Origin of the sequence: Secundilactobacillus pentosiphilus (assembly GCF_002217985.1) — a bacterium.
Taxonomy (GTDB): domain Bacteria; phylum Bacillota; class Bacilli; order Lactobacillales; family Lactobacillaceae; genus Secundilactobacillus; species Secundilactobacillus pentosiphilus.
In genome coordinates this window covers 36,638-57,819 of the sequence record NZ_BCMI01000018.1, presented here as the reverse complement: position 1 = coordinate 57,819, position 21,182 = coordinate 36,638, and the positions used below count along the sequence as shown (strand labels likewise).

At 45.2% G+C, this 21,182-nt stretch carries 23 protein-coding genes and 1 tRNA gene; 22 read left to right on the top strand and 2 right to left on the bottom strand.

Features of this window, described 5'->3' with window-relative positions; genetic code table 11:
• The first annotated feature begins 8 nt into the window (after positions 1–8).
• From CES81_RS09215 to CES81_RS09180, 8 genes are all read left to right on the top strand, one after another.
• A complete protein-coding gene (locus CES81_RS09215; RefSeq protein WP_089121512.1) occupies positions 9–443 on the top strand; it encodes a hypothetical protein in 435 nt (144 codons plus the stop codon).
• A 119-nt stretch (positions 444–562) separates the two neighbouring features.
• On the top strand, positions 563–2,728 hold the full coding sequence (locus CES81_RS09210) for a Tex family protein (protein WP_089121511.1): 2,166 nt from the start codon (positions 563–565) through the stop codon (positions 2,726–2,728).
• On the top strand, positions 2,721–3,182 hold the full coding sequence (locus CES81_RS09205; protein WP_089121510.1) for a SprT family protein: 462 nt from the start codon (positions 2,721–2,723) through the stop codon (positions 3,180–3,182). The genes CES81_RS09210 and CES81_RS09205 overlap by 8 nt, the downstream gene beginning before the upstream one ends.
• 115 nt (positions 3,183–3,297) lie before the next feature.
• Positions 3,298–4,179: a homoserine kinase gene (gene thrB, locus CES81_RS09200; protein WP_089121509.1), complete on the top strand. Its 882-nt coding sequence runs from the start codon at positions 3,298–3,300 to the stop codon at positions 4,177–4,179.
• Positions 4,180–4,245: 66 nt separating this feature from the next.
• Positions 4,246–4,330 (top strand) — tRNA-Leu (locus CES81_RS09195).
• 81 nt (positions 4,331–4,411) lie between these two features.
• On the top strand, positions 4,412–5,038 hold the full coding sequence (locus tag CES81_RS09190; protein ID WP_089088250.1) for an HAD family hydrolase: 627 nt from the start codon (positions 4,412–4,414) through the stop codon (positions 5,036–5,038).
• 108 nt (positions 5,039–5,146) lie between these two features.
• A complete protein-coding gene (locus tag CES81_RS09185) occupies positions 5,147–5,557 on the top strand; it encodes a PTS sugar transporter subunit IIA (protein ID WP_089121508.1) in 411 nt (136 codons plus the stop codon).
• 5 nt (positions 5,558–5,562) lie between these two features.
• Positions 5,563–6,066, top strand: a complete 504-nt coding sequence (locus tag CES81_RS09180; RefSeq protein WP_089121507.1) for a PTS sugar transporter subunit IIB — start codon at positions 5,563–5,565, stop codon at positions 6,064–6,066.
• A 79-nt stretch (positions 6,067–6,145) separates the two neighbouring features.
• On the opposite strand, the gene CES81_RS09175 is transcribed toward CES81_RS09180, so the two are convergent.
• Positions 6,146–7,225, bottom strand: coding sequence for an LCP family glycopolymer transferase (locus CES81_RS09175; RefSeq protein WP_089121506.1), 1,080 nt, complete (start codon positions 7,223–7,225; stop codon positions 6,146–6,148).
• Between the two features lie 360 nt (positions 7,226–7,585).
• On the opposite strand from CES81_RS09175, the gene CES81_RS09170 reads away from it, so the two are divergent.
• Together CES81_RS09170 and CES81_RS09165 are read left to right on the top strand one after the other, a co-directional pair.
• A complete protein-coding gene (locus tag CES81_RS09170) occupies positions 7,586–8,539 on the top strand; it encodes an AEC family transporter (protein ID WP_089088246.1) in 954 nt (317 codons plus the stop codon).
• 105 nt (positions 8,540–8,644) lie between these two features.
• On the top strand, positions 8,645–9,334 hold the full coding sequence (locus CES81_RS09165; protein WP_089121505.1) for a 2,3-bisphosphoglycerate-dependent phosphoglycerate mutase: 690 nt from the start codon (positions 8,645–8,647) through the stop codon (positions 9,332–9,334).
• A gap of 234 nt (positions 9,335–9,568) precedes the next feature.
• Here the strand turns inward: CES81_RS09165 and CES81_RS09160 are convergent, their stop codons facing one another.
• Complete coding sequence (locus tag CES81_RS09160) at positions 9,569–10,888, bottom strand: C1 family peptidase (protein WP_180949771.1); 1,320 nt, start codon at positions 10,886–10,888, stop codon at positions 9,569–9,571.
• Between the two features lie 167 nt (positions 10,889–11,055).
• On the opposite strand from CES81_RS09160, the gene CES81_RS09155 reads away from it, so the two are divergent.
• From CES81_RS09155 to nusG, 12 genes are all read left to right on the top strand, one after another.
• Positions 11,056–11,592 carry a dCTP deaminase/dUTPase family protein gene (locus tag CES81_RS09155; protein WP_089121503.1) on the top strand — a complete coding sequence of 179 codons (537 nt, stop codon included), beginning with the start codon at positions 11,056–11,058 and terminating at the stop codon, positions 11,590–11,592.
• Between the two features lie 107 nt (positions 11,593–11,699).
• Positions 11,700–13,073, top strand: coding sequence for a DNA repair protein RadA (gene radA / locus CES81_RS09150; protein WP_089121502.1), 1,374 nt, complete (start codon positions 11,700–11,702; stop codon positions 13,071–13,073).
• A 20-nt stretch (positions 13,074–13,093) separates the two neighbouring features.
• Positions 13,094–14,278, top strand: a complete 1,185-nt coding sequence (locus CES81_RS09145; RefSeq protein ID WP_089088241.1) for a PIN/TRAM domain-containing protein — start codon at positions 13,094–13,096, stop codon at positions 14,276–14,278.
• Between the two features lie 175 nt (positions 14,279–14,453).
• Entirely contained in the window at positions 14,454–15,947 is a 1,494-nt protein-coding gene (gene gltX, locus CES81_RS09140) for a glutamate--tRNA ligase (protein ID WP_089121501.1), read from the top strand.
• A gap of 188 nt (positions 15,948–16,135) precedes the next feature.
• Positions 16,136–17,560: a cysteine--tRNA ligase gene (gene cysS / locus CES81_RS09135; RefSeq protein ID WP_089121500.1), complete on the top strand. Its 1,425-nt coding sequence runs from the start codon at positions 16,136–16,138 to the stop codon at positions 17,558–17,560.
• A complete protein-coding gene (locus CES81_RS09130) occupies positions 17,557–17,979 on the top strand; it encodes a Mini-ribonuclease 3 (protein ID WP_089088238.1) in 423 nt (140 codons plus the stop codon). The genes cysS and CES81_RS09130 overlap by 4 nt, the downstream gene beginning before the upstream one ends.
• Positions 17,969–18,736 (top strand): 23S rRNA (guanosine(2251)-2'-O)-methyltransferase RlmB, encoded by a 768-nt coding sequence (rlmB, locus tag CES81_RS09125; protein ID WP_089088237.1) that lies wholly within the window; start codon positions 17,969–17,971, stop codon positions 18,734–18,736. The genes CES81_RS09130 and rlmB overlap by 11 nt, the downstream gene beginning before the upstream one ends.
• 18 nt (positions 18,737–18,754) lie before the next feature.
• Positions 18,755–19,294 carry an NYN domain-containing protein gene (locus tag CES81_RS09120; protein ID WP_089088236.1) on the top strand — a complete coding sequence of 180 codons (540 nt, stop codon included), beginning with the start codon at positions 18,755–18,757 and terminating at the stop codon, positions 19,292–19,294.
• Between the two features lie 195 nt (positions 19,295–19,489).
• Positions 19,490–20,062 (top strand): sigma-70 family RNA polymerase sigma factor, encoded by a 573-nt coding sequence (locus tag CES81_RS09115; RefSeq protein ID WP_089121499.1) that lies wholly within the window; start codon positions 19,490–19,492, stop codon positions 20,060–20,062.
• 69 nt (positions 20,063–20,131) lie between these two features.
• On the top strand, positions 20,132–20,281 hold the full coding sequence (rpmG, locus tag CES81_RS09110; protein WP_089088234.1) for a 50S ribosomal protein L33: 150 nt from the start codon (positions 20,132–20,134) through the stop codon (positions 20,279–20,281).
• 30 nt (positions 20,282–20,311) lie between these two features.
• Positions 20,312–20,488, top strand: a complete 177-nt coding sequence (secE, locus tag CES81_RS09105) for a preprotein translocase subunit SecE (RefSeq protein WP_089088233.1) — start codon at positions 20,312–20,314, stop codon at positions 20,486–20,488.
• Between the two features lie 115 nt (positions 20,489–20,603).
• A complete protein-coding gene (gene nusG, locus CES81_RS09100) occupies positions 20,604–21,152 on the top strand; it encodes a transcription termination/antitermination protein NusG (RefSeq protein WP_089088232.1) in 549 nt (182 codons plus the stop codon).
• The last annotated feature ends 30 nt before the right edge of the window (positions 21,153–21,182 follow it).

The following is a 21,182-nucleotide window of genomic DNA, read 5'->3' as shown; positions in this document are numbered from 1 at the left end:
GAATTTTTATGAAACCAAAAACAATGGCAAGTTACTTGCCGGCTTTAAGTAAAGTAATTGAAGATACCGAAAAGACCGGGTCAGAAATGAACACGGATTTCGAAAAACTACGTCAGGCAATTGATGATGATAAGGTGGCTGATTTAGGGACGGAGTCGTTGACCGCGATCAAGGCGACCTTCCAAAAGGGCACGGATGCTTACACCGAGAACTTGAATCGGCTGCAACAGGCATCAGTCCCCGTGCGTATTCTAGGAAAGCACAAGCAACTTGTTGCGGCCTACCGGAACTATTCTCAGGCTTGTCAGGCAATGGTGGATGCGATTGATCCCGATGGCCAGACGGTTAATGTTGAAGCGTTTAACGATTCTGAACACGAACAAGAAAACATGATGACTAAGGTCACTTCCGCAGCGCAGCGTATCATGGGAATGGTAATGTAAAAACAGTTTAAAAAATAGAGCATGTATGCGTTATTGAGACGTTTGCATGCTCTATTTTTGGACCTTGGATTTGCGACGCCATGGTATAATGAAATGACTACACGTAAGGATGTTGAAAAATGGAAACGGAAACGTTAAAACTCATTAAACAGGCACTTCCAGCCTATAAAAGTCACCAAATTGACGTGACGTTAGATTTATTAAACGACAATAATACGGTGCCGTTTATTGCCCGGTACCGCAAAGAAATGACTGGCAATCTTGATGAAGTTGAGATTCGTGAGATTCAGGACGAAGCCAACCGAATCAGTAAGCTGCAGCAACGCAAACAAGAAGTCCTGAAGCAAATTTCCGAGCAGGGTAAATTAACGGCGAAACTGTCAGCAGCAATCAACGCGGCGACACAAATGCAGCAGGTTGAAGATCTGTACCTGCCCTATAAGCAAAAGCGCCGAACCAAAGCAACCATTGCCAAAGAGGCCGGCCTGTTTCCGCTTGCTCAGTGGGTACTGCAGTTTAACCACGAGCCCGTTGAGACGGTGGCGGATAAATACATCAATGAAAAGGTGCCAGATCGAAAAAGCGTACTGGCAGGGGTTCATGAGATCCTCGCTGAAGCAATTGGCGAACGGGCGGAATTTCGTGACTGGATCCGTCGCTACACGCAGCGCAACGGTGTTTTAACCAGTCAGTTAAAACGTAATGGCCAGGAGCAAGATGCCGATCAGGTTTATCAGATCTACTACGATTTTCAATCGGCTTTAAAGAAGCTAAGCCCTTATCAGACGTTAGCCATGAACCGCGGTGAAAAAGCCGGGGTGCTGACCGTTAAAATCACCGTTGATGAACCAGCAATTGAGCAATATCTGAAGTTTCAGTTGATTGGCCGTCGAAAGGGACCGGCAGTTGCAATCGTTGGGGCAGCCTATCAGGATGCCTACAAACGTTTCATTGGTCCGGCGATCGAGCGTGAACTGAGGCGGTCGTTAACGGAAACTGCTCAGGACCATGCGATTCAGGTCTTCGGTAATAATCTTTATCACCTGCTGATGCAAGCGCCCTTAAAAAATCACGTGGTCATGGGGTTCGACCCGGCGTATCGAACGGGCTGTAAACTGGCGATTATGGATGGAAATGGTAAGTTTTTAGCTAAGCAGGTGATTTACCCGCATAAGCCGGCATCAGCTGCCAAGCGGAAACAGGCCATGCCTGAATTCATCGACTTGCTTAATCACTATCAGGTCGATATGATTGCCATTGGTAACGGTACGGCAAGTCGTGAATCCGAACAGTTCGTTGCAGAAGCGATTAAACAGACAAAGCGGGATGTTAGGTACACGATCGTCAATGAAGCCGGAGCCTCCGTATACTCTGCCAGTGCAGTGGCACGTACTGAATTTCCCGATTTTAACGTTGAAGAACGTTCAGCAGTCAGCATTGGACGCAGGCTGCAGGATCCGTTGGCTGAATTGGTCAAAATCGATCCTAAGTCGGTGGGGGTCGGTCAATATCAGCATGACGTTCCTGAAAGCAGCCTGGATGAGCAGCTTGATCGGGTGGTTGAAACGGCTGTCAATCAGGTTGGCGTGGATTTGAATCGTGCCAGCGTCGAACTATTGGCACGCATTTCTGGACTGACCAAGCAGACGGCAATCAACATCGTGGCTTACCGGGAGGAAAATGGGAGTTTTACCAGCCGGCCGGAATTAAAAAAAGTCCCGCGATTGGGGCCTAAAGCCTACGAACAATCCGTTGGGTTCCTACGAATCGTTAACGGTAAAAACGTGCTGGACAACACGGACATTCATCCCGAAAGCTATCCGGTGGCTAAACGGATATTAGCCTCTTTGAATTTGAACTTAAATCAAGTGGGAACAACAGCGGTTGCCAGTGCACTTGAAAACGTTGCTGTAAAGGATTTAAGCCACCGGTTAGACGTCGGGTCAGCCACGCTCCAAGACATCCTTAAAAGCCTTCAGCGGCCTGGACGTGACCGCCGTGATGATATGCCTGCGCCTATTTTGCGGACTGACGTTTTGCAGATCAGTGATTTAAAGCCGGGCATGAAGTTACAGGGCACCGTTAGAAACGTGGTGGATTTTGGGATCTTTGTCGATATTGGTGTCAAACAAGATGGCTTAGTTCATATTTCCCACTTGTCTAAAGCTTACGTCAGCAGCCCGGCTGCCGTGGCGTCAGTCGGGGACATCGTTACCGTGTGGGTCCTTGAAGTTGACGAGCAGCGGCACCGGATTCAGCTCACGATGGTGGCGCCAAATGACTGATCAAGAATTGCAGCAGCTGGTTGAACGCATTTCACGTCAGTCATTTGGGAAACCGTTCCGGCATAAAGCCGTTTTTAACGGTCGCTTGAGAACTACCGGTGGCCGTTATTACCTGCAGGATCATCATATTGATATCAATCCGCGGATGCTGTCCGTGTTTGGCGAAGCTACGCTGGAGGGCGTGATCAAGCACGAACTGGTGCATTATCACCTGCACTTGGCCGGTCAGTCCGGTCAGCACCAAACAAGGGCTTTCAAGCAATTGTTGCGAGCCGTTGGCGGGTTAAGGTACGCACCGCGGCAGCCCGAGCAGGCAAAACCCGTTAAGTACCTCGTTTATCGCTGTGAAAAATGCGGGCAGGTTTATCGTCGCAGACGGCGGATCAATACGCAAAAGTTTGTCTGTGGCAAATGCCATGGCAGACTGATTTTTCAAAACAGCGTGATTCAGTAAAAGTGGTTGAATGATTGCGGCAGGATTGAAATTTAAATTGATGTACTTGATAATGGTTAATGAAAACTGGGATTGTTTCGATGGCAGTCACAGTTCAGTATTGGAGGACTAATATATGGGTAAAATTGTTATTCGCGTACCAGCGACATCTGCTAATTTAGGGCCGGGATTTGATTCTATCGGCGTTGCATTGCATTTATACCTCACGGTTATCGTTGAAGAAAAAACGGAAAAGTGGCGGGTAAACCACGCGTTAGGTCCGGACGTGCCCAATGACGAACAAAATCTGATCGTACAGTCAGCTTTAGCGGTCAACTCTAAGCTGCAACCGCACCAGCTTACCGTGATGTCAGACATACCGGTATCCCGTGGTCTGGGAAGTTCGGCTACGGCGATCGTTGCTGGTGTTAAAATTGCGAATGAACTGGGTGAAATGGATCTGTCAGTAGCTGATCAAATCTCAGCGGCGGCTAAAATTAAGGGGCGTCCGGATAACGTTGCCGCTGCTTTATTGGGCGATGTTGTCGTCGCGAGCTTCGATGGGAAAGATGCTACGACCATTAAGCTGAACATGCCAGAGAATCTAAAGATGCTGGCCTTTATTAAAAACGAGCCGGTATTGGCTTCTGAAAGCCGGCAGCTGTTACCTGATAACCTGTCACAAAAGCAGGCCGTTTTTGGCAGCAGCGTTGCCAACGTGATGGTAGCTGCTTTGGCCACTCAAAACTGGGAATTAGCCAGTCACCTGATGGAACGCGATCAATTCCACGAAGCTGCCCGCGCAAAATTAGCTCCTGAACTGCCGATGATTCGGGAAACAGCCCATCAATTTGGCATTTATGGTACTTATTTAAGCGGTGCCGGGACAACGGTCAGCACCTTTGGTACTGAGCCGCAACTGATCGTTTTACGTCAGAAATTAATGGATATGGACGTCAAGGGGAGCTTGCGGATCTTTGATCTTGACCGGCAAGGTGCAACGGTAAATGCAGAGTAAATCTGAATATTTTACAAATAACTATTGAAAACAAGTAATAATTCTGGTATATTGTTTCTTGTTGATGCGGCCATGGCGGAACTGGCAGACGCGCAAGATTAAGGATCTTGTCGGGGTTTTCCCGGTGGAGGTTCGAGTCCTCTTGGCCGCATACCTAACTCGGAATGTTTAACCAGTTTTTGGTTGAGCATGCCGAGTTTTTTTATTGAATCTTTTTCGGAGGTTATGATTAATGAAAAATTTTATTTTTGATGTGGATGGGACGTTACTTGATACTGAAGCAATGTATATGAAAGCCTTGGATAAGGTCCTTCGTCAGCACCAAATTAAGCACCCGTACAGTGAGTTAGCCGCAACGTTTGGAATTACTAGCCTGGATGCGCTTAAGCGGCTAAAAGTGCCCGCAGACCTTATTTCGCCGATTCTAAATGAATGGGCACAGACTATTCCCGAATTTCAACATTTAACTCACGTTTATGATGGTATCGAAGAAATGCTTTCAAATCTCAGCAAGCAGCCGGGAACTCAGTTAGCTATCATGACTTCGAAGCAAAAATATGAGTTTAAACGTGATGTGACGCCATTGGGACTAGATAAGTATTTTAGTCAATTTGTTTTCTTTGAGGATGCTAAACGTGGCAAGCCTGCCCCAGATCCGATTTTGGTTGCAATTGATCGGCTGAACGCAGATCCTAAAGAAACCATTTACATCGGTGATACCCAGTATGATCTCCAAGCAGCGCACGCAGCCGGGGTAAAATTTGGTTTGGTCGTTTGGCAAACTAAACCGTCTAAAAAACTTGCGGACGCCGATGTTGTGTTGACAACGCCTGAAGATCTCCTAGCTATGACGCGTTAGCCGTCCTTAATTAAAAGCATGCGCTGACCCAATGTGCTATGATAATAACGAATGAAAGCGGTCGTAAAGACTATAAATTAAGTTTGTCGAATGATGGGAGGCAATGCCATGATTGCCATTGTGATTGCTAGCCACGGCGATTTAGCTAAGGGTCTTTTGCAGTCAGCAACGATGATTTTTGGGAAGCAAGCCAATGTTGCGACGGTAACTTTTAGAGAACAGGAAACGTCAGATGATTTGATGACCAAGTATCAAACCGTGCTAAGTAAATTTGAGTCAACGGATTCAGTCCTATTTTTAGTTGATTTATGGGGTGGTTCGCCGTTTGCTGTTGCCAGTCAAATTGTGAGTCGGCACTCTGATCAAATGGCGTTGCTTTCGGGAGTTAACTTGCCAATTTTGATGGATACATTTACCATTCGTGATCAGCCGCTGGATAAGGTAGTTGCCCATTTAGAAAGCAGCGGACGAAAGGGTATCAGGCACTTTGAACCAAAGCCGCGTCACGAAGGGGATTAACCGTTATGACAATGGATATTCAGTTAGCACGTATTGGCAGCCGTTTATTACCTAGTCAGGTCGCTAGGGAGTGGGTCAAGGCGACCATGCCTAATCGAATTTTAGTTGTGTCGAATCGGGTGGCGCAGGATCATTTGCGGCAAACCTTGATTTTACAGTCGGCACCCCGGGGTATTGAAGCCAATGTGCTTACGATTAAAAAGATGTTAGCAGTCTATCAGGATCCTGAATTTGATGCTTATAAACCGTTGCTGTTGACTGAAACCGTAAAGGATATGGCAAAGCTGGTTAAGGGCGGTGTTGATTTGCAGAAAGTTGGCATTAATTTGGGCATACTGGCTTTTCAAGATGGCATGAAGATGCTGACGGATGGTGTGGCAGTAGATAAGAGCGAGGCGAAAGCGCTAAGTTACTTAACTGACGTTGCCAATTTGAAAGTCGTTATTCAAGAAAAGCCAACTGATAAGCCCAAGGATATCAAACCATTTTTAGACCAATTAACTTTTTAAGATTCAGCTGAATTAAGAAATAGTGACAAAAGGAGCTTAGCACAGGTTAAAATGCTAAGCTCCTTTTGTCACTATTAAATTAATAACCAGAAGCGTTATTCGATGACGCGTAATTGCCGTCATCACCAGTTCCCGTTGAATTTGCCGTTAACTTGGTTGAATCACTTAACTCAAGAGTGCGACGAATGTGATTGGATACTTTTTGTAATTCTGAAAGTGGTGCGACCTGGTAGGAAACACCATTGATCATGGCATCTTGGCCCTGCAGTGTCTGTGACTTAATGTGGTGGCTGGCATTGCCGTACTTCGTTCGAATAGCCAACATATCGTTAAACGTCATATCCGTTTTCATATTACCGTTTAAAGAAGTCAAAATTTGTTTATAACGCGGAATCGACGTGATCCCCACGCCCTTAACAACCAGTTTTTGAAGGACTTGTCGCTGGCGTTTCTGACGGCCGTAATCACCTAACGGATCTTCTTCACGCATTCTTGAATAATCCAGTGCTTCCTTACCGTTTAAGTGGATCTTTTGACCCTTAACGACGTTAGCATTGCCGTAGTGGAAAGTCATCGGTGGAACGACGTCAACGCCGCCAACCGCGTTAACCATTTTTTCCAATCCGCCCATGTTAACAATCGCATAGAAGTCAATCGGAACGTCCAGCAAGTTTTCAACGGTTGAAACCGATGCTGCCGGTCCGCCGATGGTATAAGCGGCATTGATCTTTTCGTAAGGCTGTGAATCACCTTTGACTTGAACACGTGTATCACGAGGGATACTGGTTAAATAAGCCGTTTCTTTTTTGGGATTAATCGTAGCGACAATTAAAGTGTCAGTCCGGCCAACGTCATTTCGTCCGAGCGCGCCGGTGTCGGTTCCCATTAAAAGAATGGAGAAAGGTCTGCCTTGCTTGATAACATCGTCGACATTCCTAAGTTTATTGGTTTGTCCCGCTTGAAAAGTATTATCAAAAGTCTTTTTGGCTTGGTTATAAGCGTGATAGCCATATGCAATTCCGCCAGTGAGCAAAATCAGTACGACGATTAGGATGCTCCAGAGCAAGCCACGATGCTTTTTCCTACTTTTAAAATGTGAATAATCACTGCGCCGCCTTGGCCGATTATTTTGATTTGGATCGAAATTGTTTGATGCCATTAGTTTCCCTCACCTCAGTAAAATCTTTCTGCATTATAGGTCCATTATTTTAAGTTGTGTTCATTTTTAGTGAAGCTTAAATCGATTTTAAGAATAACGTTGGGTATTTCTTTGCCTAACTGTACTATTACATCACAAATTACGGTTCTCGTAAACCATATAATGAAGAAAGCCGTTTGGCTGGCCAAAAATGAACGTTAAATGAGTGGTATTATTTAAGAGTCAGTCAACTGATTGTAAGGGGTTCAACTTCTCAGATACTGGCGATCGATTCAGATACTACGAGGTTGTGAAGTCAACGTTATTTAAATATGCTATAATAAATATTAATTTTTGATGTGAAAGAAGGTCTAATCCATAATGTTGCTATTATTCGCCCGGAGTGTTGCGGGCGTGGTTGAGATTCTGTTAATGATTGCGCTGGGATACCTTTTGACTGATCTGGGCTGGTTCAATGATTCTGCTAGTAAACTGATTGCCCGGTTAGTGACTCAGGTAGCTTTACCGGCCTATATGGCCTACACCATTACCAGCAAATTTACGTTTACAAGGTTGGTTAAAACGTTGCCCGATTTGCGGTTTCCTGTGGTTTCAATGATGATTCTTTTTGCCGTTTCGATCATCGTTGCCAAAGTTCTACATATTAAGAAAAGTCACCGGGGACTTTTCGAATCCATGTTCCTTAATTCAAATACGGTGTTTGTCGGCTTGCCCGTCAACGTGGCGTTATTTGGTGCTGCCAAGAGTTTGCCGTACGTCCTGGTTTATTACATGGCTAACACGACGATTTTTTGGACGCTAGGGGTTTATTTAATTCAGCGCGATGGCCAGGGAGATTACCACTTTAATTTGGGCCAGACGCTAAAGAAGGTCTTCTCACCGCCACTGCTCGGGTTTATGGTTGGGGTGGTGCTGGTTTTGCTGAAGATTAAACTGCCGAATTTTATTATGGCAGACCTGAATTACATTGGCGGCTTAACTGTGCCATTGTCGATGATCTTTATCGGGATTGCGATTGCTAACGTCGATCTGCATGATTTGACCCTCAACCGTGGCAGTTTGGGCATTCTTTTTGGCCGTTTCATTCTGGCGCCAGCTTTAATGTCACTTTTGGTGCTGCCAACTGGAATGCCCATTATGATGAAACAGGTTTTCATCATTCAGTCCGCTATGCCAGTTATGACTAACGCGCCGGTTGTGTCGAAACTGTATGGCGCTGATTCCAGTTTTGCTGCTGTTATGGTGACGGAGTCGACGTTGCTAAGTTTACTGGTTATTCCAATTTTAATGTTGCTATTAAATACTGCTCACTAAATTCAATAAGGGGATCCTGGCGTAGATGGCGGGGTCCCTTTATTGAATTTAGTGCCGGTGATATAATATGTGAATGTAAGAGCATGAGAAGAGAGGGTCAGGTTTATGGTTAAATTAGTCATTTTACGCCATGGTGAAAGTCAGGCTAATCGTGATGGCGTTTTTACTGGCTGGAGTGATGTCTCGTTGACGGAGAAGGGCATTACCCAGGCTCACCAGGCCGGCAAAGCCATTAAACAGACGGGACTGCAGTTTGATCACGTGCATACTTCGATGTTAAAGCGGGCAATTATAACCGCTAACATTGTTCTAGATGAAGCAGGTCAGCTTTACATTCCGGTAACGAAATCTTGGCGCTTGAACGAACGTCACTATGGTGCGCTGCGCGGCAAGAAAAAAGCAGCGGTTAAAGCTGAGGTGGGCGAAAAACAGTTTAAGCTTTGGCGGCGTAGCTACCATGTGGTACCACCGCTATTGGCAAAGCCTGATCAAGATCCGCGTTACGAACCGCTGGGTGTGACGGAGCCGAAGGGTGAAAGCCTTGAGATGGCTTATGAGCGTTTAATGCCATACTGGCAGGATGAAATTGCGCCGCGGCTGTTAGACGGCCATAACCAGTTGATCGTTGCTCACGGCAGTACGTTACGAGCACTGATCAAATACATTGATCGGATCAATGATGAAGACATTGATCACTTGGAAGTACCAAACGGCGTTCCCATTATTTATGATTTTGATGCCCAGCTAAACGTGGTTGATAAAACGGAACTCAGCTACGCAGCAGCGGGTCATTAGCAGTGTGTGACAAAACTTGGTAGATTCCAGAATTTAACCTAAATAGTGCCTGTTCCGGCGAGCTTTGTCGGGACAGGCACTATTTAGGTTAAATGGCCGGAATCTGGGTTTTGGAGCACGATTAGTCTGTGTCGACACCCTGAGCTAAAGAAAAACGTTTAGTTATTTTCAATCAAAAGCTGGTTGAAAGGCTTATCAATACAGACCTATGACACAACCTTTTGCAGTTGGCGCTTAAGCTAAGGCACCCATTGGGTCCCATGGTGCTAAAACGGTTGGTGCTTTCTCCTGCGCCTTGCGTAGTTCTTCAGAGAGGTACTTCTTGTTGACAACAACTTGGTAGCAATACGCTTCCATCCAGCTGTCACTCATGACGAAGTAACCTTTAGTACCAACTTTTTCACCCCAGCTGTTTTCAACTTTCCACTTGGTTGGCTTGCCGTCCACCAGGTCAACGCCGGTAATGACCATCGCATGGGTCATTAAACTTTCGGCGTAGTCTAGCCGTTCCGCTTTTGTCATGGATAAGTCCAAATCCAGCAGTTGGTCTTTGTTATAGGCGTTGGTGTCCATAATGCCCTTTTGACGGTCAGAGCTTTGACCAACATCACAGCCAAACCAGACACTTTGACCGTCCTTTAATTGGGCGATGGCTAGCTTCTTGAAGTCGTCCATGGTGACGTTCAAGTGTTTAACTGCTCGGCCGCCAAGCACGTTGCCCAGCATTTCGATGGTGTAAGTTTGATTGTAGGGCTTGTCATCTGTTGGGGCGTTGATCACGGAAACGTAATCGTCTAGGTTCCAACCAACGTATTTATCATAGAATGACTTTGGTGTTAAATCGCGGTCGATATGGTAGTTCTGGTCATCATCGCGATATTCGAAATCAAATTTTTGCGCCGGTTCGCCTAACGTGTAGCATAGCAGACGGTAAACTTCACCGAGCATTTTGTCGCGGGCAGCGGCAATTTCATCATCACTGGCATTCTTTGCTGCTAAAGCTCGGAGCGTAACGGCATCCTTACGTAACTTTTTGTTCAGGGTGCTGTTTAGCTCACTGGACTTTGAACTGCTATAAGTTTCGGGCATGACTGACTTGGGCACGATGCCGTACTTTTCAATGATGGCGCAAAGCATGTCCCATTGACCGCCATCCTGTTGCGGGGTGGTCATTAAGAAGGCTACTTTACGGCTGTTTAACGGCTGATCAGCCGTGTTGAGCACGTTTTGGTAGAAGTAGTTGGCTTTTTCAAATTTATCCCAGAAATAAGTGTAGTTTTGGGAAAGTTCAAAGTCGCTCAATTTGAACAAATCAGCTAGGTGATGGCGCATCGTGTTTAATGCGGCAAACATCCAGCAACGGCCGCTTTGTTTTTGATTAGCCACTTTACCGGTATCCAGTTCAAGGGAAAAGACGGGTGTCATGTCGGTGTCAGAGGCGAAGTCAGCACTGGTGGCTAAGATTCCCTGGTGAGTCACTGCACGTTCGACCACTTTTGCATCCTTGCGTTCGTTAAATAAAGTCTGATAACGGGTAATTTGATCGCTGCTGATAGCAGCTTGTTTTTCATTACTCAAATGGTTCACACTCCTTCTCGTTCAATAGTCATTATTGTACAACATTTTGGCGGCAAAATGAGCTGACAGCAAGTAACTTTTGGGGTGTTTTCCGGTAATTATATAGTGTAAGATAAAACACATGTGTGAAAGGGGAAAATGATATGACACGAGGATTTGAAATTGTTTCTTCATATGCTGACGAGGGACTGCATTTACCGTACCGCACCACTAAAAGGGCTGCAGGGTATGATTTTGAAAGTGCCGTTGATTTTAAAGTCCCAAGTATCTGGAAAATGGATTTTCTAAAAGTGCTGTGGGCGATTCGTCATCAAGAAAACGTTGATGATGCAACGCTGCAAAAGGCGCGCAAGATTCTCAAACCGTTTTTGATTCCAACCGGGATCAAGGCGTATATGGGTGACGGTGAAGTGCTGGTCCTGGCTAATCGGTCCAGTAATCCGCTAAAGCGCAGTCTCGTCATTCCAAATGGGATCGGCGTGATCGATGCTGATTATTATAATAATGAGAGCAACGAAGGCGAAATTTTTATGCAGGTGCTGAATTTTGGCTTGACGGATGCCAAGGTTGCGAAGGGTGATCGGATTGGTCAGGGAATTTTCATGCATTATTTAACGGCTGATAATGAGCAAGAGCCGCAACAAAAACGACAGGGTGGTTTCGGTTCTTCAGGCAAGTGATTAAAAAGGATTAAAGCTCAGTGGTCGATGCCTGCAAAAGGCCGAGACTATGCTAAAATAAGATTGGTTAGTAATAGTCAAAGTATGACCGGAAAGGATTGAAGCGATTGGCAAAAGAAAAAACACAGTTTGTCTGTCAAGAATGCGGTTACCAAGCGCCGCGCTTTTTGGGACGCTGCCCAAATTGCGGGAAGTGGAATACCTTTGTTGAAGAGGTGATCGCACCAGCAACCGCAACTGCGAAAACGGCAACTAGTTTAAGTGGCGGCGTGGTCACTAAACCAGAAAAGCTGGCCTCAGTTTCAATGCAAAAAGAGCCCCGGGTTAAAACGCAAATGGGTGAACTTAACCGGGTTCTTGGCGGCGGCGTTGTGCCTGGATCCTTAATCTTAATTGGCGGCGATCCTGGGATCGGTAAATCGACCCTACTGCTGCAGGTTTCCGGCCAGCTCAGTCAAACCGGCGGTAAAGTCCTTTACGTTTCCGGTGAGGAAAGTGCTAACCAAATCAAAATGCGTGCTAATCGATTAGGGGTTGCCAGTGACAACCTTTACTTGTATCCTGAAACCGATATGAGTCGGATTCGGTCTAACATCACTGAGATGAAACCGGATTACGTTGTCATTGACTCCGTCCAGACCATGTCTGAGCCGGAGATTACTTCCGCCATTGGGTCAGTGTCGCAAATTCGGCAAGTTACCGCAGAGTTGATGCGGATTGCTAAATCACAGGGAGTCACCATTTTCGTGGTGGGCCACGTGACAAAGGGTGGCGCGATTGCCGGCCCTAAAGTTTTGGAACATATGGTTGATACCGTACTTTATTTTGAAGGTGATCTGCACCATACTTACCGTATTCTCAGGGCGGTGAAGAACCGGTTTGGATCGACTAATGAACTAGGTATCTTTGAAATGCAGGAAACGGGTTTGAAAGAAGTTAAGAATCCGTCAGAAATTTTTCTAGAGGAGCGTTTAAAAGACGCTACCGGTTCGGCGATTGTGGTTTCAATGGAGGGAACGAGGCCAATTTTGGTTGAGATCCAGGCGCTTTTAACCCCCTCCGTTTTCGGAAATGCACAACGAACTGCTTCCGGACTTGACCGAAACCGCGTATCATTGATTATGGCGGTGTTGGAAAAGCGGGCTAACCTCATGCTTCAAAATCAGGATGCTTATTTAAAAGCAGCTGGGGGAGTTAAACTGGATGAACCGGCAATCGATCTGGCATTGGCCATTAGTATTGCCAGTTCGTACCGTGATAAGGGAACTAACCCCAATGAATGCTACGTTGGTGAAATTGGCCTGACTGGTGAAGTCCGCCGGGTGAACCGGGTTGAAGACCGGGTCAAGGAAGCCTCTAAGCTGGGGTTCAAACGGATCTACATCCCCAAGAACAACCTGAAGGACTGGACACCGCCGACAGATATTGAAGTGATTGGGGTCGCAACACTTGGTGAGGCACTGCATCAAATTTTGGCATAATGGAGTTGGAGGTGAATTAATTGAACAAGAAGAGAGCAATTATTCAAGGAATTTTTGCGTTTATCGGTATTGGACTTGGGGTGGTTTATCTACCGCTAGTTTGGGCAGGATTTGGCTATTCAACACGAACGTGGTTGAACAATGAGTTTACAAATGCGGTTATTGGCGCGTTATTGTTTTGGCTATTATCCCTCGTTTTTTCAGGTTACATTGAGCGCTTAATTAACCGGTTTGAAAAATCACTGACTTCAAAAAGTCCGGCTTATTTGCTGTTTGGTAGTATTTCCACGATTGTAGGCTTGGTTTTTGCCATTTTAATTTCAACACCGCTGTACCGGTTGAACTCACCGATTTTCAGTGGCGTCGTCCCAATTATTCTGATGATTTTATTTGGCTGGTTAGGATTTCGGCTGGGAACAACCAAGCGCGACGAATGGCGAAAGCTGTTTACCTTTCGTACCAAGAAGAATGAGGATGGCGGAGACAGCATCATTGATCGGCCAATCGACGAAAACTACCATCACTACAAGATTTTGGACACGAATATTTTGATCGATGGCCGCATCTATGATCTGGTTAAGACAGGTTTTATTGAAGGTACTTTATTAGTCCCGAATTTTGTGCTTTACGAGTTGCAGTATATTGCCGATTCCAGTGATAGTATCAAACGTGTTCGCGGTCGCCGTGGATTGGATATTCTAAATAAACTGCGCGAGGAAAACATTATTCCGGTTGAAATGTACGAAGGCGACTATGACGATATTTCTGAGGTTGACAGCAAGCTGATTCGGTTAGCCAAAGAAGTTGACGGTGTGATCGTCACTAACGATTACAACTTGAATAAAGTGATTGAATTTCAGAAGGTGCAGGTGCTTAACATCAACGCGTTGGCAAACGCTTTGAAGCCGCGGGTGATTCCAGGAGAACATTTGGATGTCATGGTGGTTAAGAACGGAACGGAGCGTCAACAAGGAGTTGCCTACCTGGATGACGGTACGATGGTGGTGGTTGAAGACGGCCGCTTTTACTTAAACGAACACCTTGATGTGATCGTTACTTCGGCTATTCAAACTGACGCAGGCCGGATGATTTTTGCCAAACCGGCACATTCAACTCATGAAATTGATGAGGAGAACGAAAAAAACGATAACGCGCATCAAAATGGCGCGGGAAAACAAAAAAATAATAAGAAGAAGTCAAACTAACTTTTCTTTTCAGCAGTTCCATTGTAAACTTAGAAAAGATATCGATTTTTTGGTACACTGAAACAGTGTGTGAAGTATTCGTTGATAAGGGGATGCATCAAGCGGTGTATCCCTTTATTGACGGACAAGGTTCAGTTTTTTAAATCGAAATATTTTGAAAGAGGCGGAATAGATATTGGCAAATGATTCAATTCGCGTTCGGTATGCACCTAGTCCTACTGGACATCTGCATATTGGTAACGCACGGACAGCACTATTTAATTACTTGTTTGCGCGTCACTACAAGGGTAAGTTTATTATTCGAATCGAAGATACCGATACAAAGCGGAATGTGGCTGACGGTGAAAAAAGCCAGTTAGATAATTTACGCTGGTTAGGCTTGGACTGGGATGAAGGTCCTGACAAGCCAGGTGAATACGGCCCTTATCGTCAATCAGAACGTTTTGACATCTACAAGCCTTATATCCAGCAGCTGCTAGATGAAGGTAAAGCCTACAAGTCTTACCGAACTGAAGATGAACTGGAAGCAGACCGTGAAGCACAGCGTGCACGACACGAGATGCCCCACTATGAATATGAATATGCCGGGATGTCAGACGATGAGATCAAGGCTAAGATGGCTGAGGCTGAAGCAAAGGGGCTCAAGCCGGTTATCCGTTTTCACGTCCCAGAACACCAAACTTATGCTTGGGATGACATGGTTAAGGGCAAAGTTTCCTTTGATTCAGATACCATTGGCGGCGACTTTGTCATTGTCAAAGCAGATGGTATTCCAACCTACAACTTTGCCGTTGTTTTGGATGACCATTTGATGAAGATCTCACACGTTTTCCGTGGTGATGATCACGTTGCCAATACACCTAAGCAACTGATGATTTACGAAGCCTTTGGCTGGAATCCACCGAAGTTCGGTCACATGAGTTTGATCATCAGCAAGGATACTGGTAAGAAGCTTTCTAAGCGTGATGAAACCGTTTTGCAGTTTATCGAACAGTACCGTAAGTTAGGCTACTTGCCGGATGCTTTATTAAACTTCATCATCTTACTTGGCTGGTCGCCAGTGGGTGAAGACGAAATTTACTCACTGAAAGAACTCGTCAAGATGTACGATGAAAAACGGTTGAGCAAGTCACCAGCTACTTTTGACAAGAAGAAGTTGGAATGGATCAACAACCAGTACGTGAAATCTTCCGATGAAGACGTTGTGGTTGACCTTGCTTTGCAGCAGTTGATCAAAGCTGGTAACATTCCTGAAAATCCAGATGCTAAGACGCTGGAATGGGCCCGTCAGCTGATCAACCTTTATAAGCAGCAAATGAGCTACATGGCTCAAATCAACGACATGGCCAGCGTATTCTTTAAAGAACCTGAAGAAGTTAGCGGTGAAGCATTGGACGAAATTTCTAATGATACAGCACCAGTTGTCTTAAAAGAATTCTCTGAACGGATCAAAAAGTTACCTATTTTTGATAAAGTTCAGATTCTGGCAACCATTAAGGCCATTCAAAAGGATACTGGCATTAAGGGACGGAAACTTTGGATGCCGATCCGAATCGCCGTTACCCACGAAATGCACGGACCAGAATTACCAGAATCGATTGAATTAGTCGGCCGTGACAAGACTTTGAAGCACGTGGCTCAGACCTTGGCACAATTAGATAAAAACTAGTTTAAACTGTAAGGGGCTTGATCGCAGATAAGTAGATCTGTGACCAGCCTCTTTCTGATTTTTGGGGATTTACAAGAATCATGGTTAGCAGTGAATCCTAATTAATTGTAACGATATCGCTAAAAATGTCGGTACACAGATTAATTATGATAAAATATACTTACGATTAATTAGAGAGGAGTTCGCACATGCTAAAGGTATTCAACACACTTACACGACAAAAAGAAGTGTTCACCCCCATTACTTCAGGAATTGTAAAAATGTACGTCTGCGGACCGACTGTATATAATTACATTCATATTGGCAACGCGCGCAGTGCCATTGCGTTTGACACCATTCGCCGTTACTTCGAATATAAGGGTTATCACGTTAAATACGTCTCCAACTTTACGGATGTTGACGATAAAATGATCAAAGCGGCTAGGGATGGCCACACAACGGTTCCAGCAATTGCAGACCGCTTTATTGCTGCTTTCATGAAAGACACTCAAGCACTGAACATCGAACCGGCCACCAAACACCCACGGCCAACCGAAAATATGAAAGATATTATTGAATTCATTCAGGATTTAATCGCTAAGGGCTACGCTTATGAATCTGAAGGTGACGTGTACTACCGGGCACGTAAATTCGCCCACTATGGTCAACTATCTCATCAGAATATTGATGATCTTGAAGTTGGTGCTAGTCAGCACGTTGATCCCGAAGAAGTTAACCGTAAGGAAGATCCAGTGGACTTTGCGCTGTGGAAGGCGGCTAAACCGGCTGAAATTTCATGGGAGTCTCCGTGGGGTAAGGGTCGGCCAGGCTGGCACATTGAGTGTTCCGTAATGGCAACCAAGTACCTTGGCGATACCATTGACATTCATGCTGGCGGGCAGGATTTAACTTTTCCGCATCACGAAAACGAAATTGCTCAAAGTGAAGCTAAAACCGGGCAGAAGTTCGCTAACTACTGGCTGCATAACGGATTTGTAACGGTTGGTGACGATAACGAAAAGATGAGTAAATCGTTAGGCAACTTTGTCACGGTTCATGATATTTTGAAGACGGTGAACCCGCAAGTTCTGCGCTTTTTCATGGCAACGACCCAGTATCGCCGGCCAATCCAGTATACTCAAGGTAATCTCGATGATGCGGCGAATAATTTGAAACGGCTGCAGACGGCCTTTAACAATTTAACCTACCGCATGAAGGATGCAGAACCTGGCAACGACCCTAAGATCGAACAAGAGATCCGCCAAATCGAAGCGGATTTTGTTGACCAAATGGATGATGATTTTAACGTTCAAAACGGGATTGCTCAGGTCTATGAGCTGGCTAAATTAGGAAATGTTTATGCCGAACGACCGGTGGTCTTTAAAGATAGCGTGGCCTTTATCTTGAAGACTTTAAGTGAATTAGTGAATATTTTTGGCATCGAATTTAAACAAGAAACGCTTAACGATGACGGCATTGAATCACTGATCAACGAACGCTTAGCAGCCCGGAAGGACCGTAATTTTGAACGCAGTGATGAAATTCGTGAACAGTTAAAAGCGCAGGGGATCGTTTTGGAAGATACCCCTCAAGGAACCCGCTGGCACCGGGATGACGGGAAAGGAAACGTATGAGCGAGCAGACACAACAGGATTATAAGCAATTGAACGGCGTGGTTTTGGCTTACATGGGCGACGCTGCGTATGAAGTCTTTATTAGACGTCATTTAATCGAGCAGGGACTAACGAGGCCCAATAAGTTACAGCACAAGGCAACCATGTATGTTTCTGCCAAGGCGCAGGCGGGGCTGATCTCGCTGATGGAACAAGACGGTTTTTGGACTGAAGAAGAAGAATATTATTTCAAGCGCGGCCGGAATGCTAAAAGTTACACCCACGCTAAAAATACCAGTGTAATGACGTACCGAATTTCCACCGGGTTTGAGGCGGTTTTTGGTTATTTAACTTTGAGTAATCAAACGGAGCGTTTAGCTGAAATGGCGCAATGGTGTATTGAACAAGTCGAAGCAGGGAGATTACCAAATGAAAGATAACGAACAAGTATCGGAAGAACCTTCTGAATTTATTTTCGGCCGCCATCCAGCAATTACGGCTTTGAAAAGTGATCAGGAAATCAATAAAGTTTTTATTCAAGATGGCTTGAAGAACGAGCTGATCGGCGAAATTATCAAATTAGCTAAAAAACGGTCTTTGGTGATCCAGATGGTGCCAAAGTCGAAGTTAGAACGATTGGCACCCCATGAAAATCATCAGGGGGTGGTATTGGCCGTTTCAGCTTATAAGTATGCCAGTATTGATGATTTATTTGCCCGTGCTCAGGAGAAGGATGAGCAGCCATTTTTCCTCATTTTGGATAACATCAATGATCCGCATAATTTAGGATCGATCATGCGAACAGCTGATGCAGTCGGCGCACACGGTATTATTATTCCGAAACGGCGTTCAGTTGGCTTGACTGGTGTGGTTGCCAAAACCTCGACGGGAGCCATTGAGCACGTGCCGGTTGCCCGTGTAACTAACTTAGTAAACACGGTGAAGGAGCTGAAGGATCGCGGCCTTTGGGTGTTTGGCACGGATATGAACGGCACTGATTACCGGCGCTTTGATGCTAAAGGACCCGTTGGTATTATTATTGGTAATGAAGGCAAGGGCATTTCACCGCTGCTGAAAAAGACGGTGGACGAGATGCTGACGATCCCCATGGTGGGGCATGTGCAGAGCTTAAATGCCAGTGTGGCAGCCAGTTTGCTGATGTACCAAGCCTTTTCTTCTCGTCACCCACTGAATTAAACGAATTGGGTGAAATCAATGAAAAAAGATATTTTAATCGTTGATGCCTACAATATGATCGGTAACTGGCCGGATTTAAACCGGTTGAAGTTGGCAGGGCGTTTGGAAGAAGCCCGCGACAATTTATTGGCGATTTTATCGGAGTATCACAAGTATCAACGGATCGAAATGATCGTGGTCTTTGATGCCATGTACGTCCCCGGTATCTCCCAGAAGTTTGATCAATATGGTTTGGAAGTCGTTTGGACGGGACAGGATCAAACGGCTGATGAATACATTGAGGCATTAACAAAGCAAAAACAGACACGGTTTACGCAGGTAAAAGTAGCTACAAGCGACCAAGCCGAACAGTGGACGGTTTTCTCTGCCGGGGCGTTGAGAATCCCGGCAGGTGAACTGTTAACCGACATTAACCGAACCCGTAAAGAGGTGCATACGCAAGCCGTTAAGTTTGCTGATAAGGGGCAGGTTCGGCGTTCCCCATGGAGTGACGGGCAGTTATCAAAGTTAGAGCAGCTGCGTGATCATTTGGGGGATGACGGTAATTCGAAGAAATAAGAAAAAATTTGGTTTAAAAAAACAATCAATTTGAATTTTGGACTAGTTCAATAAAGCGCTAAATGAACCGCTTTACTGGGCCAAAATCAGAAATTGGTTGTTTTTTTGACGGATAATTCGCTCTCCTTGTTTGGTATACACCAATATTGCCGGCTGGTATATTGTTGCCATCAATTAATTCAAGGAGGAAATCAAATGCTAATAAGCAATGAAGCTGATTGGACTTTAGTGGAGCAGGCCCGCGAAGGTAGTGAAAGTGCGCTGATCGAACTGTTAGACCGTTATCGGCCACTGATTTTAAGCATTCAGCAGCGCTTTTATATCCAGGAGTTAGAGTTATCTGAGTGGCTTCAGGAATCAAGAATTATTCTTTGGGAAGTTGTTAATCGTTTTGATGTGACCCGGACCCACGCGTTTGGTTCCTACTTAAAAACGGCGTTACTCAACTGCCGGCGCGATTATGCTCGACGGCTGAATGCTAAAAAACGGAAAGCACCCGGGCCCGTTTCATCCATCGACGCTAACCCGACTTTTTTTGCCGATACGTTAGCCGATGAACGGTTGTTTTCGTCAGAAAGCCTGGTCATCTTTCAGCAGCGGTTATTAGAAACCGTTAAAAAAGACCTATCGAAAATGGAAAGATCAGTTTTAATTGCGCTGGTATCAGGGGAAACAGAAGAAGTTATCTGTGAACGATTTGGGATTGATCATATTCAGTTCCACAATGCTAATGAACGCATCAAGCGAAAGATTAGGCGGCGCAAGTAAGTGACTGGTTCCTTGACATAGTCTTGGCGTAGATGATACTATGAAACTTGCTATAAGGAGGTGTTAGACGTGGCTCAAAAGAAAGTTGCGTTAGCATGTTCTGTCTGTGGATCCCGGAACTACACGGTCCCGGCTAGTCCTAATCGTAAAGTTCGGCTTGAAGTAAAAAAGTACTGTAAGTATTGTGGTAAGCATACGTTACATCGGGAGACCCGGTAACGCGCGAATACCCGGTGTAAGGAGGATCTCATGCGCTTTTTTAGATTTTTAGTTGCTGTTAAAGACGAAATGAAACAAGTTTCTTGGCCCGATGCCAAACAGACGCGAAAGGATACAGGCAGCGTGATCTTTGTTGCTTTGTCCATGGCGATCTTTTTAGGGGTTATCGACTATCTGGTTCAAATAGGATTAAAGTTCTTGGCTTAATGCCACTAGACGGTAATCTATGCTATAATAGTTTTGACGAAAACTTCGCGCTGTCGAAGTTTTTTTATTTTGATTTGATGACTGTATCAGTCCCTTTAGGAAAGGATGGAACAAAATGGTTGAATCAGCTGAAAAGCAGTGGTATGTCCTTCATACCTATTCTGGCTATGAAAACAAAGTAAAGATGAACTTGGAATCACGTGCCCAATCAATGGGGATGCAAGACTACATTTTCCGGGTAGTCGTTCCCGAAGAAGAGGAACGTGAAGTTAAGAACGGTAAGGAAAAAATCAAGATGGACAAAACCTTCCCAGGTTACGTCTTGGTTGAAATGGTGATGACGGATGATGCTTGGTACATCGTTCGTAACACACCTGGTGTTACCGGCTTTATCGGTTCTCATGGTCAGGGCTCAAAGCCAACACCATTGCTACCTGATGAAGTTGAATTGATCTTGAAGCGATTAGGTATGAGCAGCCGCCACGAAGATCTTGACGTGGATGTTGATGATACGGTTAAAATCGTCGATGGCGCCTTTTCAGGAATGGAAGGCAAGATTACCGAGATCGATCACGAAAAGGGTAAGCTTAAGGTTAATATTAATATGTTCGGGCGTGAAACCAGCGCTGAACTTAATTTTGACCAAGTAGATCCAGTTGCCTAAATAATCTAAAGAATTACTTGGCAAGTCGCT

Bases quoted from the DNA above. Each gene is read 5' to 3' on its own strand.
- CES81_RS09215 (WP_089121512.1), top strand. From the start codon at position 9: ATGAAACCAAAAACAATGGCAAGTTACTTGCCGGCTTTAAGTAAAGTA.
- CES81_RS09210 (WP_089121511.1), top strand. From the start codon at position 563: ATGGAAACGGAAACGTTAAAACTCATTAAACAGGCACTTCCAGCCTAT.
- CES81_RS09205 (WP_089121510.1), top strand. From the start codon at position 2,721: ATGACTGATCAAGAATTGCAGCAGCTGGTTGAACGCATTTCACGTCAG.
- thrB (WP_089121509.1), top strand. From the start codon at position 3,298: ATGGGTAAAATTGTTATTCGCGTACCAGCGACATCTGCTAATTTAGGG.
- CES81_RS09190 (WP_089088250.1), top strand. From the start codon at position 4,412: ATGAAAAATTTTATTTTTGATGTGGATGGGACGTTACTTGATACTGAA.
- CES81_RS09185 (WP_089121508.1), top strand. From the start codon at position 5,147: ATGATTGCCATTGTGATTGCTAGCCACGGCGATTTAGCTAAGGGTCTT.
- CES81_RS09180 (WP_089121507.1), top strand. From the start codon at position 5,563: ATGACAATGGATATTCAGTTAGCACGTATTGGCAGCCGTTTATTACCT.
- CES81_RS09175 (WP_089121506.1), bottom strand. From the start codon at position 7,225: ATGGCATCAAACAATTTCGATCCAAATCAAAATAATCGGCCAAGGCGG.
- CES81_RS09170 (WP_089088246.1), top strand. From the start codon at position 7,586: ATGTTGCTATTATTCGCCCGGAGTGTTGCGGGCGTGGTTGAGATTCTG.
- CES81_RS09165 (WP_089121505.1), top strand. From the start codon at position 8,645: ATGGTTAAATTAGTCATTTTACGCCATGGTGAAAGTCAGGCTAATCGT.
- CES81_RS09155 (WP_089121503.1), top strand. From the start codon at position 11,056: ATGACACGAGGATTTGAAATTGTTTCTTCATATGCTGACGAGGGACTG.
- cysS (WP_089121500.1), top strand. From the start codon at position 16,136: ATGCTAAAGGTATTCAACACACTTACACGACAAAAAGAAGTGTTCACC.
- CES81_RS09130 (WP_089088238.1), top strand. From the start codon at position 17,557: ATGAGCGAGCAGACACAACAGGATTATAAGCAATTGAACGGCGTGGTT.
- rlmB (WP_089088237.1), top strand. From the start codon at position 17,969: ATGAAAGATAACGAACAAGTATCGGAAGAACCTTCTGAATTTATTTTC.
- CES81_RS09120 (WP_089088236.1), top strand. From the start codon at position 18,755: ATGAAAAAAGATATTTTAATCGTTGATGCCTACAATATGATCGGTAAC.
- CES81_RS09115 (WP_089121499.1), top strand. From the start codon at position 19,490: ATGCTAATAAGCAATGAAGCTGATTGGACTTTAGTGGAGCAGGCCCGC.
- secE (WP_089088233.1), top strand. From the start codon at position 20,312: ATGCGCTTTTTTAGATTTTTAGTTGCTGTTAAAGACGAAATGAAACAA.
- nusG (WP_089088232.1), top strand. From the start codon at position 20,604: ATGGTTGAATCAGCTGAAAAGCAGTGGTATGTCCTTCATACCTATTCT.